Source organism: Wolbachia endosymbiont (group B) of Ischnura elegans (assembly GCF_947251585.1).
Classification (GTDB): Bacteria; Pseudomonadota; Alphaproteobacteria; order Rickettsiales; family Anaplasmataceae; genus Wolbachia.
Genome location: NZ_OX366371.1, coordinates 333,343 through 347,523, shown reverse-complemented (window position 1 = coordinate 347,523; position 14,181 = coordinate 333,343). Strand labels below are relative to the sequence as shown.

Annotated in this window: 14 protein-coding genes, 1 rRNA gene and 3 pseudogenes; 3 read left to right on the top strand and 15 right to left on the bottom strand. The window is 33.6% G+C overall.

Annotated elements, in window-relative coordinates; genetic code table 11:
• Positions 1 to 34 precede the first annotated feature (34 nt).
• Positions 35 to 919: pseudogene (locus OPR58_RS01770) on the bottom strand (sugar phosphate nucleotidyltransferase); the annotation flags it as partial.
• Between the two features lie 106 nt (positions 920 to 1,025).
• Here OPR58_RS01770 and OPR58_RS01765 point away from each other — a divergent pair.
• On the top strand, positions 1,026 to 1,985 hold the full coding sequence (locus tag OPR58_RS01765) for an IS5 family transposase (RefSeq protein WP_265022212.1): 960 nt from the start codon (positions 1,026 to 1,028) through the stop codon (positions 1,983 to 1,985).
• 42 nt (positions 1,986 to 2,027) lie between these two features.
• Here OPR58_RS01765 and OPR58_RS01760 read toward each other — a convergent pair.
• The 5 genes and pseudogenes from OPR58_RS01760 to OPR58_RS01740 form a co-directional block, all read right to left on the bottom strand.
• Positions 2,028 to 2,456, bottom strand: a pseudogene (locus tag OPR58_RS01760) (sugar phosphate nucleotidyltransferase); the annotation flags it as partial.
• A 109-nt stretch (positions 2,457 to 2,565) separates the two neighbouring features.
• Entirely contained in the window at positions 2,566 to 3,813 is a 1,248-nt protein-coding gene (locus tag OPR58_RS01755; protein ID WP_139686622.1) for a hypothetical protein, read from the bottom strand.
• Positions 3,814 to 3,889: 76 nt separating this feature from the next.
• Entirely contained in the window at positions 3,890 to 4,255 is a 366-nt protein-coding gene (sdhD, locus tag OPR58_RS01750) for a succinate dehydrogenase, hydrophobic membrane anchor protein (protein WP_265022863.1), read from the bottom strand.
• Complete coding sequence (gene sdhC, locus OPR58_RS01745) at positions 4,252 to 4,629, bottom strand: succinate dehydrogenase, cytochrome b556 subunit (RefSeq protein ID WP_010407125.1); 378 nt, start codon at positions 4,627 to 4,629, stop codon at positions 4,252 to 4,254. Before sdhC ends, sdhD begins: the two co-directional genes overlap by 4 nt.
• 102 nt (positions 4,630 to 4,731) lie before the next feature.
• Positions 4,732 to 6,234: ribosomal RNA gene (locus OPR58_RS01740) — 16S ribosomal RNA — on the bottom strand.
• Between the two features lie 153 nt (positions 6,235 to 6,387).
• On the opposite strand from OPR58_RS01740, the gene OPR58_RS01735 reads away from it, so the two are divergent.
• Entirely contained in the window at positions 6,388 to 7,005 is a 618-nt protein-coding gene (locus tag OPR58_RS01735; protein ID WP_265022862.1) for a hypothetical protein, read from the top strand.
• A gap of 563 nt (positions 7,006 to 7,568) precedes the next feature.
• Positions 7,569 to 8,420 (top strand): annotated as a pseudogene (locus OPR58_RS01730) (IS630 family transposase).
• A gap of 237 nt (positions 8,421 to 8,657) precedes the next feature.
• Here the strand turns inward: OPR58_RS01730 and OPR58_RS01725 are convergent.
• The 9 genes from OPR58_RS01725 to OPR58_RS01685 all read right to left on the bottom strand — a co-directional run bounded on the left by OPR58_RS01725 (position 8,658) and on the right by OPR58_RS01685 (position 14,165).
• Positions 8,658 to 8,801: a hypothetical protein gene (locus OPR58_RS01725; RefSeq protein ID WP_029237693.1), complete on the bottom strand. Its 144-nt coding sequence runs from the start codon at positions 8,799 to 8,801 to the stop codon at positions 8,658 to 8,660.
• A 776-nt stretch (positions 8,802 to 9,577) separates the two neighbouring features.
• The gene (gene rpoD, locus OPR58_RS01720) at positions 9,578 to 11,476 is read right to left on the bottom strand and encodes an RNA polymerase sigma factor RpoD (protein WP_265022861.1); all 1,899 of its coding nucleotides are present in this window, start codon (positions 11,474 to 11,476) and stop codon (positions 9,578 to 9,580) included.
• A 138-nt stretch (positions 11,477 to 11,614) separates the two neighbouring features.
• The gene (locus OPR58_RS01715; protein WP_010404276.1) at positions 11,615 to 11,917 is read right to left on the bottom strand and encodes a cation:proton antiporter subunit C; all 303 of its coding nucleotides are present in this window, start codon (positions 11,915 to 11,917) and stop codon (positions 11,615 to 11,617) included.
• Positions 11,914 to 12,333 (bottom strand): Na(+)/H(+) antiporter subunit B, encoded by a 420-nt coding sequence (locus tag OPR58_RS01710; protein WP_010404274.1) that lies wholly within the window; start codon positions 12,331 to 12,333, stop codon positions 11,914 to 11,916. The genes OPR58_RS01715 and OPR58_RS01710 overlap by 4 nt, the downstream gene beginning before the upstream one ends.
• Positions 12,326 to 12,850 carry a DUF4040 domain-containing protein gene (locus OPR58_RS01705; RefSeq protein WP_010404272.1) on the bottom strand — a complete coding sequence of 175 codons (525 nt, stop codon included), beginning with the start codon at positions 12,848 to 12,850 and terminating at the stop codon, positions 12,326 to 12,328. The genes OPR58_RS01710 and OPR58_RS01705 overlap by 8 nt, the downstream gene beginning before the upstream one ends.
• A gap of 11 nt (positions 12,851 to 12,861) precedes the next feature.
• Positions 12,862 to 13,134: a monovalent cation/H(+) antiporter subunit G gene (gene mnhG, locus OPR58_RS01700; protein ID WP_012481981.1), complete on the bottom strand. Its 273-nt coding sequence runs from the start codon at positions 13,132 to 13,134 to the stop codon at positions 12,862 to 12,864.
• A 6-nt stretch (positions 13,135 to 13,140) separates the two neighbouring features.
• The gene (locus tag OPR58_RS01695) at positions 13,141 to 13,386 is read right to left on the bottom strand and encodes a monovalent cation/H+ antiporter complex subunit F (protein ID WP_010404268.1); all 246 of its coding nucleotides are present in this window, start codon (positions 13,384 to 13,386) and stop codon (positions 13,141 to 13,143) included.
• A gap of 29 nt (positions 13,387 to 13,415) precedes the next feature.
• Positions 13,416 to 13,808: a DNA-directed RNA polymerase subunit omega gene (rpoZ, locus tag OPR58_RS01690; RefSeq protein WP_264682592.1), complete on the bottom strand. Its 393-nt coding sequence runs from the start codon at positions 13,806 to 13,808 to the stop codon at positions 13,416 to 13,418.
• Positions 13,809 to 13,868: 60 nt separating this feature from the next.
• Positions 13,869 to 14,165 carry a helix-turn-helix domain-containing protein gene (locus tag OPR58_RS01685; protein WP_064085421.1) on the bottom strand — a complete coding sequence of 99 codons (297 nt, stop codon included), beginning with the start codon at positions 14,163 to 14,165 and terminating at the stop codon, positions 13,869 to 13,871.
• Positions 14,166 to 14,181: the final 16 nt, after the last annotated feature.

The following is a 14,181-nucleotide window of genomic DNA, read 5'->3' as shown; positions in this document are numbered from 1 at the left end:
TAGCAAGCTTATAGAATATATTCAATATTCTATATTAAGACCTTCCATATATATCGTCCGATCTTACTATATCATTATCAGATAAAAACTTTCCTACCTGAAACTCAACTATCTCAAGAGGAAATCTTGTACTTTTATTCTCAATTTTATGAAACACCTTCCTTGGAATCTCTACTACATGATTTTTTGTTATAGCATATGTTTTGTCATCTAAACTCACACATCCAACCCCTGATAGTATTATATGGTACTCATCTCTATAGTGGTGAAATTGCTTAGAAGTGCAGCTCAGTGGATTTATAAAAAGGTATTTTATAAGAAAATCCTTACCCATTAAAATCACACTATAAAATCCCCATGGCTTAATCTCTTTCCTTGTTGGCTTTGCTTCTTTAACTTTATTAATGAACAACATTAGGCTCTTATCTTGCCGTTTATAAACTCTACCTAATAAAATCTTTTCATCATTTTCTGTCATCAAAACTGGCTCTCTTCCTTTTGTTACATGCTGAAATGAAACTAAATTCTCACTAAATCTCTTACTCAGTTCTAAAACTGAACTCCAAGTACCAATATCCATCCAATCAAAATTAGCTTCTACCATTGCAATATTTTCTGCTTTTTCTATCACTAGGTGATCAATAGATGTATCACCCATTCCTGCACAATTTTGCTGTTCTAAATACAGAAATCTCTCTCGTGGTACAAAATGCTTCATACTTTCACAACATAAATTATAGAGAGTCGGAGCAATTTTTTTTATCTCATCTATATAGCGTTTTGCTCTAAACACAAATATTCCAGAGTTCCAATAATGATCGTTACTTACCTTACGCTCGGGTTTTTCTGTAAAATCTTTTACTATATGACATTTTTCTTTCTGACCATATACTGCATTTATATAGCCGTATTCCGAATGGCTTTGTTGCATAGCTAGTGTTGGTTGAGGTTATTGTAAGGAGAAAAGCTTATGGTTACTAACGCATTTTGTTGTAAAATAGGCATTTTTCAAACAAGTATAACTTATGCCACAAAAAATGAGAGTAAGTAACCAAAGAGAATATAATGAGTTTCTAAAAAAAAGAGGAAATGTTTTTCATTTTGTTAATCAAGCCATAGAAAATTGGTATGAAAATAGTCCAAAAGTTGCAGGTGGCAATAACACTTATAGTGATAAAGTTGTAATTTTAATACACATAATAGTTCATCTTTTTAGAATTGGCTTGAGACAAGCTGTAGGTTTTGTAAAAGGTTATATGGTACAAATAGGCAAAAAACTTAAGATTATCAGCTATACACAAGCTTCCAGAAGATTTAAAAAGCTTAATTTGAAGATTGATGACCATAGAAGCAATAAAGATGATCTGGAAAATGTTGAAATTGCCGTAGATAGCACTAGAGTTAGTATCTACAATAATAACGGTGGGCATAGTAAGCTTAATATTCGAAAAAGAAAATACAGTGGTTATGGTCAAGTAAGAAAATTACATGTTATTTTAAACATAAATGATAAGAAAGCAATAAGCATGAACTACACTAGTGGTGTTGCTGTAGACTATTTGCCGGTCTGCGATATGTTAGAAGAAGTCAGTGATAAATATAACATTTGTTCTATTCGAGCAGATGCGGCTTATGATATAAAAAGTGTGTATAAAGAATGCAGAAAATACAATATTGTGCCTATTATTCGCCCTAGGAAGGATACTAAAATTTGTTTAGCTGACTACTTATCAGAAAGAAACAAGTATATTAGTAGAATTAGGTCATATGAGAATTATGAAGATGGTATTAATGAATGGAAGAAAAAAGTTAAGTATGGAGCACGGTCTTATATTGAAGTCTTTTTCTATAGGTTGAAGCAAATATTTGGGTTTGGCTTGAAAAATAAATCAGAGGTAAATCGTGAAAAAGAGCTGTTAATTAAGTGCTACTTACTGAACAAATTTACTGATATTGGTATGGCTAAATTTAAATTAGCTGCGTAAGTTCATTGTGATTTACATGCCTATCAGTGCTATGCAACAAAGCCATTCCGAATTGAATTCATGAGGCTTTATCCCAAAAGTGACTATAGAGTCAGTTTCAGAGGCTAGCTTAGACGCTTTCTCAATAGAAACATAAAAACTATTCAAATCACCTATAAAATGGTCTGAAGGCAGAACTAAGATTGTCTCGTTCCTATCGCAGAGAAGCACAGCAATTAGTATTGCTGCCGCTGTCCCAATTTTAACTGGTTCAAAAACTACTTTACATTCCTGTAATGCATGTAATTCCTGCATCAATAATGACTCATATTGTATATTTGTGGTAATGATGGGTGGCATATAATCGCCTTTTAGCCTCAACAAAGTGTTGTGAAACATAGTATTCTGACTAAATATTTTCTGAAATTGCTTTGGCTTAGATAGAGGCCAAAGTCTGCTGCCACTACCACCACACAGTATTACAGGGCGCATTTAATTAAGATATTAATTATTTGATTAATATCTTATACTAACGGCAAAATGCATGCAAGTTTTTATTGTGAGATGATTAAAGTAAAAAGTAATTTAAAGTGATGGTTGACTACGAGCGTGATGGAGTCCCTACATTTCGTGATGAGTCTTGTCTTCTTTCTATCTCTCTATCAATATGAGGAGTGTTGCTTTTTTGATTAACGGCTGCAGCTACTTTTTCATCAGTTTTGTTTTGCAACTTTTCCTTTAAGCTTTCTCCAACACCTAGCTCTCTAGATTTATCTATACTTTCACTATTTTTGCTCAACCCCTTCTCTAAGTTTTTTTCAATATCTGATTTTCTAGCGTTAAGCTCTTTCCATGTACCCGCTATGCTAAGTGGCTTATGATCCTTCTGCTTCGGCTTTGGCCTTTCCCCATTTGTAACAACATTAAAGTCGCTTTTTACTTCTTTCCAACATTCTTTCAATTGGTGTTTCCACATAGTAAGATAAGCATCACCATACTTTTTCTCATTTGCTACAAACAATAAAATTGGAGCCTTAAGTATGGTAGCTCCCATATTCACTAAATTTTTTACTGCCATTGCAGGGGTGAACAAAAGATAGCCAAAAGACTTTGCAATTGGGTTTTGTTCGCTTATTAAATACTCCCCTAACTTTATAGGAAGAGAGGTCAACAATTTAGTACAAACTTTAGCCAAGCTTGTAGCAAAAACGATAGAAACAGATATAAGACTTTTATCTAGCTCTAGATTACCATCCTGATCTCTAATTTCTGAAAAATGGGTGCTTAGCTTCTTGTAATCACTAGCGTATAGTAATTTTCCATTTCTTCCTTTTTCATCTCTATCTTTCTCATCAACTTCTCCCGTGTCATCATTGATGAAGCAACCTTTTTTAGCAAGAAAAGAAGAATTAGTTAATCTAAGTAACTTAGTATCAACCTCAAAGACCGGCAAGTGTTTTTCAAGATCTATTTTTGAAAACTTAAATGGCTTATAAAATTTACTATAATCATTAACCTCACGCCTACCTTTACTAACTAAAAAGTCAATAGTAAAGTAAGATTTTTTATCAATTTCCTTAACCAAGGCTAGATCAAATTTGTATTCATTATATATAAGCTGGTACTCTGGATTTCCGTCTTTATCTTTTACAAGCTTGTCATTTTTTTTTACAACTCTCCCAGAATCTACAATCTGATCATAATTTTTTGGATATTGACACTTTCGTCCATCCTCATATATCATTACCTTTCTAAGGTCTTTGACATAAACTTGAGACTCAGATGAACTAAATAGATCCTTCACCTTTAGCGTAAGGTCTATTCCCCACTTTTTCAATGTCTCTAACATATTGCTAAACCAAAATCGCTATAGTTCAATAATAAAACTAGTACACTAATAATATATTAACATAGAACTGGCAACTTTACAAGAAAATATGCCTATAAAAGAAAAAAGTCGTAAAAGCAAGGACTATATAAGTAATGCTTGATAAGTATTTCATGCATGTAATTGTAAAAATCCTTAGAGGTACGCTGTCTATATAATCTTCACACACTAACTGCATTCCAAGAACTGCATGCCAAAAAATGCAAAACACCAGTATAACAAAAAACAAAAGCTCTAGTGGATGATTAATAGCCTGAAATAATTTTTCATTAAAAGATAAAGGGCTATCAACATAAAATGTGCAAGAAAATGAGTAAATAAACCAAGGAAATAAAAATAACAAAATCACCGCAGAAACACGCTGGATCCACCAATGATGTACTGAATTTACAGATTGACTCATATAAATATAAATAAAAAAGCCATAGTAGAAAGAAATAGCATTATTGTTAGTAATATAGCACTTTTTAAAACACTAGCAATTTCTAAATTAAGCCCAGCATCCCACAATAAATGACGAATACCATTAAGAAAATGATACATAAAGCTTACAAAGCATAAGATATAAGCTAATTTAGCAACAGGAGTGAACAATAATGCATTTAAGCACCTTACTATAATTAACTTAGGGGAGTAAACATATAATATAAAATACCAAGAAAGTATGATTAATAAAAGAAATAGCAAGATACCAGTCAATCTATGCATAATAGAAAAAAAACTAGTAACTTGTACTTTATATATTTGTAAATGTGGGGAAAGAGGCCTGTTACTCATAAAATTTCGTTATCGAGAAATTAAAAAATAAAGTAGAAGTAAAGACAGCAGTATAGTACATAATGACACTATTATTTGAAATGGTGAATTACGTACAAAGCCTAAGGAGGTAATCCAGCTGCAGATTCCCCTACTGCTACCTTGTTACGACTTCACCCCAGTCACTGATCCCACTTTAAATAACTCCTTCCTTGCGGTTAGGCCATTAGCTTCGAGTGAAACCAATTCCCATGGCGTGACGGGCAGTGTGTACAAGACCCGAGAACGTATTCACCGTGGCATGCTGATCCACGATTACTAGCGATTCCAACTTCATGTACTCGAGTTGCAGAGTACAATCCGAACTGAGATGTCTTTTAGGGATTAGCTTAGGCTTGCGCACCTTGCAGCCCATTGTAGACACCATTGTAGCACGTGTGTAGCCCACTCCATAAAGGCCATGATGACTTGACATCATCCCCACCTTCCTCCAGCTTATCACTGGCAGTTTCCTTAAAGTACTCAGCATTACCTGATAGCAACTAAGGATGAGGGTTGCGCTCGTTGCGGGACTTAACCCAACATCTCACGACACGAGCTGACGACAGCCATGCAACACTTGTGTAAAATCCGGCCGAACCGACCCTATCCCTTCGAATAGGTATGATTTCCATGTCAAGAAGTGGTAAGGTTTTTCGCGTTGCATCGAATTAAACCACATGCTCCACCGCTTGTGCGGGTCCCCGTCAATTCCTTTGAGTTTTAATCTTGCGACCGTAGTCCCCAGGCGGAATGTTTAACGCGTTAGCTGTAATACAGAAAGTAAACTTCCCATATTTAACATTCATCGTTTACAGCGTGGACTACCAGGGTATCTAATCCTGTTTGCTCCCCACGCCTTCGCACTTCAGCGTCAGATTTGAACCAGATAGACGCCTTCGCCACTGGTGTTCCTCCTAATATTTACGAATTTTACCTCTACATCAGGAATTCCTCTATCCTCTTTCAATCTCTAGATTAATAGTTTTAAAAGCAATTCCAAGGTTAAGCCTCGGGATTTCACTTTTAACTTATTAACCAGCCTACGCGCCCTTTACGCCCAATAATTCCGAATAACGCTAGCCCTCTCCGTATTACCGCGGCTGCTGGCACGGAGTTAGCCAGGACTTCTTCTGTGAGTACCGTCATTATCTTCCTCACTAAAAGAGCTTTACAACCCAAAGGCCTTCTTCACTCATGCGGCATGGCTGGATCAGGCTTTCGCCCATTGTCCAATATTCCCCACTGCTGCCTCCCGTAGGAGTCTGGACCGTATCTCAGTTCCAGTGTGGCTGATCATCCTCTCAGATCAGCTATAGATCATTGCCTTGGTAGGCTATTACTCCACCAACTAGCTAATCTAATATAGGCTCATCTAATAGCAATAAATTTTCCCCCGTAGGGCGTATACGGTATTAGTTGCCGTTTCCAACAATTATTCCGTACTACTAGGTAGATTCCTATACATTACTCACCCGTCTGCCACTAAGTTATACCATAGCAAGCTACAATATAACTCCGTTCGACTTGCATGTGTTAGGCCTGCCGCCAGCGTTCATTCTGAGCCAGGATCAAACTCTCAAATTTAGACTTCAACCTATAAAAGGTTGAGGGTACATCGGATAAATCCGACAAAAAATAATTTAGCTTAATACTGCTGTCTTTATTTCTACTTTAGAAATATTTTAATCTCTAACTATTCAAACAACTCTAAGAATATTATTATGTGATATAATCACTATGTCAATATGTTTTTGCAAATCAAAAGCATTAATGTATAAATATATAACTATTTGGAATATTACCATGAAAAAATACATCTTTCTGCTTGCACTCGCGCCAATGTTAGTTGGCATCACATTATACTTACTGCGCAACATTGATAACACAAAACAATCTATAACTGCAGGTGACAAGTTTTACGAAGTATTATTCTTAAAAAAAGATAATAAGTCGCTGCTAGAAGAAATAGATTCAAATTGGGAGTATTTAGCAAATTTTGAACGCGCATTCAATCATATCTCAGATTCAATGCCAACAGACACAGCATCTATTATTTATAATGATTTGGCAAACGATAAAGATGCTCCTGATGTTTTGCGTGAGTTAGCACAATACTTAGAAGTAATGAGCTTACTTCACTCCAGCGGTGAAAAAACAAATAAAGATAAAATTAGTAATTTAGAATCAAATGCAGTGTACCCTTATTCAAGCCAAGAAGCTATCGCTATAGTAAAGATACACAGTAACGACATTAAAGGTGCAATTGAAATATTGCATTCATTATTAAATGATAGAGAATGTCCGACTCTAATCAAGGCCAATGCACAAGAATTACTTCGGATATACGAAAACTAAAAAACTTGCTTGCATAACAATTTGGCAGCGCATCTGATGAAATAAAGAACTTTACTTGACAAACCTCCCTATTTTATTATGGCACTAAAAGTATTTATGACTCAAAATTTGTTTTTGACTGTAGGATCAATCACAAAATCCAGTAAAAACTTAGGTGTTTATTGGTAGATTACGTAAAATTATAGCGGTTTTTTAAATTTTTTCTATACTCAGCCAAGTCGCGCTTGTTAGAACATTATTACAGCACCACTTACAGTAATATAGAGTCAAAATTTCACTACTCAGAGGTTCCTTTTACCTTTTTATTTAGTAAGACTTCTCTATATTTATAGTTAATATATCAAAGAATAAACTTCACTCGCAGAATGTCATTCTAGCACTAAAATGACAAAAAGAGGATAAAATCGCAATAGCTATGTATCAAGCACCGTTGTATTTTCTCTATATTTTAGATTACTTTGTTTACCCCCCTCCCTTTACCATTCAGCTACGCAGATAGTTATAGCTCTTTTCATAATGGTCCAAACGGGTTAAAATAAGAGTTTATAGTAGTGAAGGTAAGTATGCCAGCAGCATATAGTTATGATTTAAGAAAAAAAGCAATGGAAGTGCTAGACGAAGGGGAAAGCAGAGAAACGGTAGCAGCAAGATTTAAAATTGGAAGAACTACATTATGGGAGTGGCAGCAAAGAAAAAAAGAAACAGGAGATTTTCAGTCGAAAAAACTTGGAAATGGAGGTTATAATCACAAAATTACCGACTGGAATAAATTTACTGAATTTGCCAAAAAACACGGTGGAAAAACTCTATCGGAAATGGCTAAGCTTTGGAGTAATGTTAGTATCCCAACGATTCATCGAGCTCTTAAAAAAATTGGACTCACACGAAAAAAAAGACATATGGATACAAAGAAAGGAATGAAGAAAAACGTGCTGAATTTTTGAAAATTATAGCAACAAAAGAACCTCAAAACTTAGTATATATAGATGAATCTGGTATTGATAATACCGAAGACTATCCCTATGGATATTCTCAGAAAGGACAGCGGTTTTATGCCCTAAAATCTGGAAAGAAAACTCAACGAATTAGCATGATTGCAGCTCTAAATGGTAGAAAAATAGTTGTTCCGTTAACATTTGAGGGCCATTGTAATATGGATATCTTTAATAAATGGTTTGAGCAGTTTTTGACACCGATTTTGGAACCTGGACAAACTGTTATCCTTGATAATGCTACTTTTCATAAGTCTAATAAGATTTGCTAAAGGAGTTGGTGCTGAAATTTTGTATCTTCCTACGTATTCCCCAGATTTCAATAAAATTGAGCATCATTGGTTTGCTATAAAAAATAGAGCTAGGAAAAACATCCCTCTATTCACATCTTTTCGTCATGCTGTTGATTCTGCTTTTCTATGAACTTTCCGGATTATTATGAAAAGAGCTATACTACAAACCGTAAAGATGTTTAAAAGAAATCTAATTTTTTATCAACTCATACATTTCATTACCAACTTCACAATAAGGTTCTGCAGTTGGATAAAAATAATCAAAAAAGAAATAATCCTTTAGTATTTCTGTGCTGCATCCAGAATTATAGTAAGTATCAAGCCTTCCTTTAAATATCAACAAGAGTATCTTTATACTTTTTCCAAATCACCCTCCCCCAAACTGGTCTACGATGTTTGATAGGTATGCATCTCGATCATTTAACCCTTTGCTCTTATATTTACCAAGCATACTTTTCATTTTAGAATTAAGATCGAATGCTTTTATTTCAAGATCTGCACCTTTCTTCATATAATCTAAATCATTAGCTAATCTTGTATTGAAACTCTGTGTAAGCTTTGCAGCCAGCTCTCTTGCTTTTCGTCTTTATTAAAGCTAGTATCAAACCAACCTCAGTCACATTTGCAACAATCACATGCTTTACACCATATTCATTTAGAACCAAATGCATTACATATTTCACTAACCGCTTTATTTCAATACTTTTTCTGCTTTAACATTGTTATAAGCAGTGGCACCCATAATATTATTTCCTCGATTATAATGAAAAATAAAATCTCCTTTACCTACGTCTGGATGATGTTTAATTACTGCGTTTAGCTGATTAACTAAACGAAATTTATTGAGGAAATAAGAAAAAATAGGGTTAAGAATTTCAGATGCTGTTGCATATAAAATCGCATAGTTATGACCTTACTGTTCATAGTATCGATCAAAAAATGAGCATCTCCATGATGACTTAAATTCTTCTAAACCTAAATACCTTGCTACATATTCAACAACAGTAAGGCCATTGCTAAAAATCCTCCTTAATAAAAAGGGGCATTAAGTTTCACGTTTCTTACAAAGGATAAGTTATTAAAATTTCAATAATTACACCATTATCAGATAAACTATCACCCAGAACACAAAAATTTTTACACTTTGAATTAGAGTTATTCTTTTCATTTGCCATAACATTCAATATCTAATCATACTGCTCTATGAAGCCCATAAAAAAAGAAAAATAGGGTAAAATTATAGAACTTTGGCTGAATTTTACCTATTTTTCGAGCAGCCCTTCTGCCTTAAAAGAAACCTCTAAGTTTTTTAGCACGGCTTGGATGTTTCAACTTACGTAGTGCTTTTGCCTCTATTTGCCTAATTCTTTCACGTGTAACATTAAAAATTTTTCCTACTTCTTCTAAGGTATGCTCCTTTCCATCTTTACCAAGGCCAAAGCGCATCCTTAGAATTCTTTCTTCTTTTGGTGTTAAAGTTGCAAGAACATTGGTCGTAATACCGCGCAAGTCGGCAAGTATTGCAGCATCCTCTGGTTTAGAAACTCGCTTATCTTCTATACAATCACCGAAGGTACTACTATCATCCTTTCCTGTTGGAGCTTCAAGACTTACTGGATCTCTTGCTATTTTCATAACTTTACGTATTCTTTCTATCGGCATTGCCAATTCTATACTTAATTCCTCTAATGTTGGCTCTCTACCCATTCCATGAGTCATCTTTCTTAATGCTTTATTGATTTTACTGATAATTTCCACCATATGAACTGGTATTCTAACTACTTTAGACTGTTCAGGTATTGCCCTAGTTATTGATTGTTTTACCCACCAAGTACCATAAGTCGAAAATTTATATCCACGTTTGTAATCAAACTTATCTACAGCCTTCATAAGACCAATATTGCCTTCTTGTATCAAGTCAAGTAGATCAAGTCCTCTTTTTGAATACTTTTTAGCAATTGAAACCACTAGCCTTAAATTAGCCTTTATCATCTCTTGCTTTGCTTCAGAGACTTCTCGTTCGTGTTTTTGTATTCTCTTGATTAGCTCCTTAAACTCTTGTACTTTATCTCCTTGTAGATAACTCTTAATATTTCTTAAGGCACTAGCTATATATTCATAGTTATCGTTTATAAACCTTAAGAATTTATTTTTTAATTCACCTGTAAAAAGGGACTGATTTTCATTCTTCTTTAAAAGACTGATTTCGCTCAATTCGTGCTCTAAAAGCACAGCACAATAAATATTATAGAAACTTTCTCTATCAATATCGTACTTTCTAGCCTCAGTAATAAGATTAGCTTCTTCAAACGTGATTAGTCTATTTATTTCGTAAAGTTTTTGTGTAATTCTGGCAATAGCAGCATCACTAAACTGAATTTGTAATGCTACAGACCATATTTGATTATATAAATTTTCTAGCTCATTAGAGAAATCTTTAGAATTTTTTTTCAATACCAATGCTTCATTTGTTAAAGTAATGATCTCATCCAATGCTGTAATAACCTTTGGCAATAAATCACTTTCCATTTCAAGAACAGAAATGTTTAAATTCGCTGAACTTATATCTTCACTCTCATTTCCCTTTTCATCGTTGCCTTTTTCCTCATCATCAACATAATCTTTAACATCTTCAGCTTCACTTTCTTCTTTGGCTACCATATTGAAATCAGAGTTATAAATTGCATCTAGATTTATCATTTCTCTCAGCAAAAAAGTTCCCCCACTTAAATCATCACGCCATGTTTTGATCATGTTGAATGCCACTGATGTTTCAATTATTGCACGTAACATGTTATGCTTTTCAGATTCAATTTTTTTTGCTATCTTAATTTCATCTGCTCGTGACAAAAGCTTTACAGAGCTCATATCTTGTAAATAAATCCTTACTGGATCATCATTTTGCACTAAAGTTGTAGTAGTATTCAACGATGTCTCATCATCATCAAGCTTATTACCATCATCATTAGAAGGAGCTTCTTCCTCATCTTCACTACTTTCGAGTATGTTAATTCCAGAGTCTTGCAATAAAGCTATAGTATCATCTATAAAATCAGGTGGAAAACTTTCATCTGACAACTTATCATTTATATCATCAAAAGTGATAAAACCGCCCTTTCTTATACTTTTGGTTACAAGATCTTTGATGATCTTTTTCCTATCTTCCGTACCATTAATAGTTGACATCATTACCTTTACAGTTTATAATTTTTTTCTTATTTATCAAATAAACTTACAATTAGCAAGCTTATAGTTTTATTCTTAATTTATAGTTACTTGCTACTTCATATAGTTTAAGATACTGTCAATTTATTCACACTCTTCTTAATCAACTAATCTCTCCATTCTTACTACTATGGACAATCCAACTGAAAATGTTGCAATTCCAACCACTATAGCAGTAAGCATTAAGACGTGAGGTATAGGATTGGTATATAAGTGAAAATTTGAAGTCAATATAGGAGGTAAAGAACTTTTTACATACCCTAAAGATATGTAAAACAACAAAACAGATGCTTGTAAGACACTTAATCCCATCATTTTTTTGATTAAGTTTTTATCATTTACAATGATATAGAAACCTAGCACCATTAATATAGTAATGCCTACATAATTATATAGAGTCATTGTTTTTTCTTGCGAGCAAAATTTATATATATGATTAACATGGAAGAAGAGACGGTAAGCAATACACCCAGCTCCACTAAGAAAATACCCAATTTTTGACCTGTTCTACTATCAGCTGACAATATACTATAGGATAAAAAATTTTGGCCAAACAAAACTGTTATAATACCAGCTCCTCCATAGGTTAAAATACCTAGTACGTTAGTAAATTTGATAATAGAGTAAGGTATTGCTTTTAAAGTTGTAGGTATATCAAATAACATAGAATATAATATTATCCCAGAAGCAATAATTATTCCCGCCTGAAAACCTCCACCTGGAGTATAGTCACCATGAAACTGTATGTATAAACCAAACAAAATGATAAAAGGTATCATCAAAAATGTTACTGCACTTAATACCGGATCTTTAATCACTTTCTTTCTCTTCTAATATTAACATTATACAAAGTGCAGCAGTAAAAACTACTATAGTTTCTCCAAATGTGTCATAGCCACGAAAGCTTGCTAAAACAGCTGTCACTATATTAGGAATACCAATAGCTTTTTCAGTATTTTCTACATAATAAGGAGCAACGTGCAAGTGAACTGGAGCATTATGACTGCCAAAATCTGGTAATTGAATCATAAAGTATGATAAACATGCAGTCAAAAATAACATAAAAAAAAGTGTTGTGGGGCTATGAGATAAATTTGCTTTGTAATTCTTTACCAAAGAGAGTGCTGCAAACGTAAAGACTGTGCTCAATCCTGCACCAACAGAAGCTTCAGTAATTGCAACATCTGGCGCATTCATAATCAAGTACATAAGTGCAATAAGTGAACTAAATACACACATTAGAACAGCACTTACAACCAAATGTTTCGAAAGAACTATAAAAACTGTAACCGTGAGTAACAGCAAAAGTAATATTAGATTCAGTATTTCTAGCATCTTAACCTTCTTTAATAGTCTTTACTTTTATAATAAGTACGCGCTAAAATATAACTGTTAGTTGAATTGGCTATCCATATTATAAAAATCAATAATATAACTTTAATAGTATTGATTGAAAATTCATTTTGCCAAGCAAAACCAATCAACAACAACATTGCACCACTAGAATCTGCAATACCTGCAGCATGTAGTCTAGTATAGAAATCAGGAAATACTACTACTCCTACGCTTGAAATGACTATTAAACAAACACCTAAAAATATGAGAATGGATGCTACCATAAATTATCAAAACAACATTAATCTCATTAGCGCTATAGTTGATATAAAGCTGATGCTAGCATATAGTAATGCTATATCAATTAAAAAAAAATCATTCAGAGTAATCGATATTGCTGTTATGAGTAAAACTACTTGTGTTGATAAACTATTGAATGCTAAAATCTTATTGTACACATCACTTGACCTAAATACTATACAACATAACATTACACTCATACAGAACAAAAGCGCATAGATAGCAATACTAATCATTTATAAGCTATTATAACCTCTGCAGATTTCTAAATCGGTACTTCTTCACCACTATCTTGATCATCTATTTCATCATCGTGGCTTTCTTGACTTACATCCAGACTTGTGTTAAGTTGATGATCAGAAAAATTTAACAAATTTGCTAGCTTACTTGGACTATTAATATAAGTATTATCTGTGTTTCCTTTCATGTGCTCCTTGCACCTTTTCACCAAAAGGTTAAACAACTCATGAGTATTCACCTTCTTTTCTGCTATTTCATATAAAGAAACTATCGTATCCTTATGATCTTTAAACTTAACCATTTCAACGGGATCGCTTGCCCCTGTACTCAAATCATGCGTTCTTTGACTTGCTAGCAGAACCAATTTAAAACGGTTGTGTACCTGTTCTACACACTTTTCTACAATAGACTCAATCATAAAATACTACCTTGATAAACTTTATACTATATCACAAAAAATAAGATGTCAACTTCGGATCTATTGAGATCCAATTCTACATTCTACTTTTTCTTCTTTAGCTTTTACTGATTGATTTTCTGTTATTGTAATTGTTATTTCATGATCAAGCTTTTTCAAAAAACCTAACAGTCTCTCTAAAGAAAAACCACTTGTCTTACCACTTTTAATTTGTGACACCTTTGGTTGATCAATACCAAGTTTCTCAGCCGCACAAGCTTGAGTCCAAGTATTTTTTCCTATAATTTTACTTATTATGCTCAGCAATTTTTTTTTTATTGCTTCACTATCCAGATTGTTTAATGATATTGTTTCCATAATTTTTACTCTCACA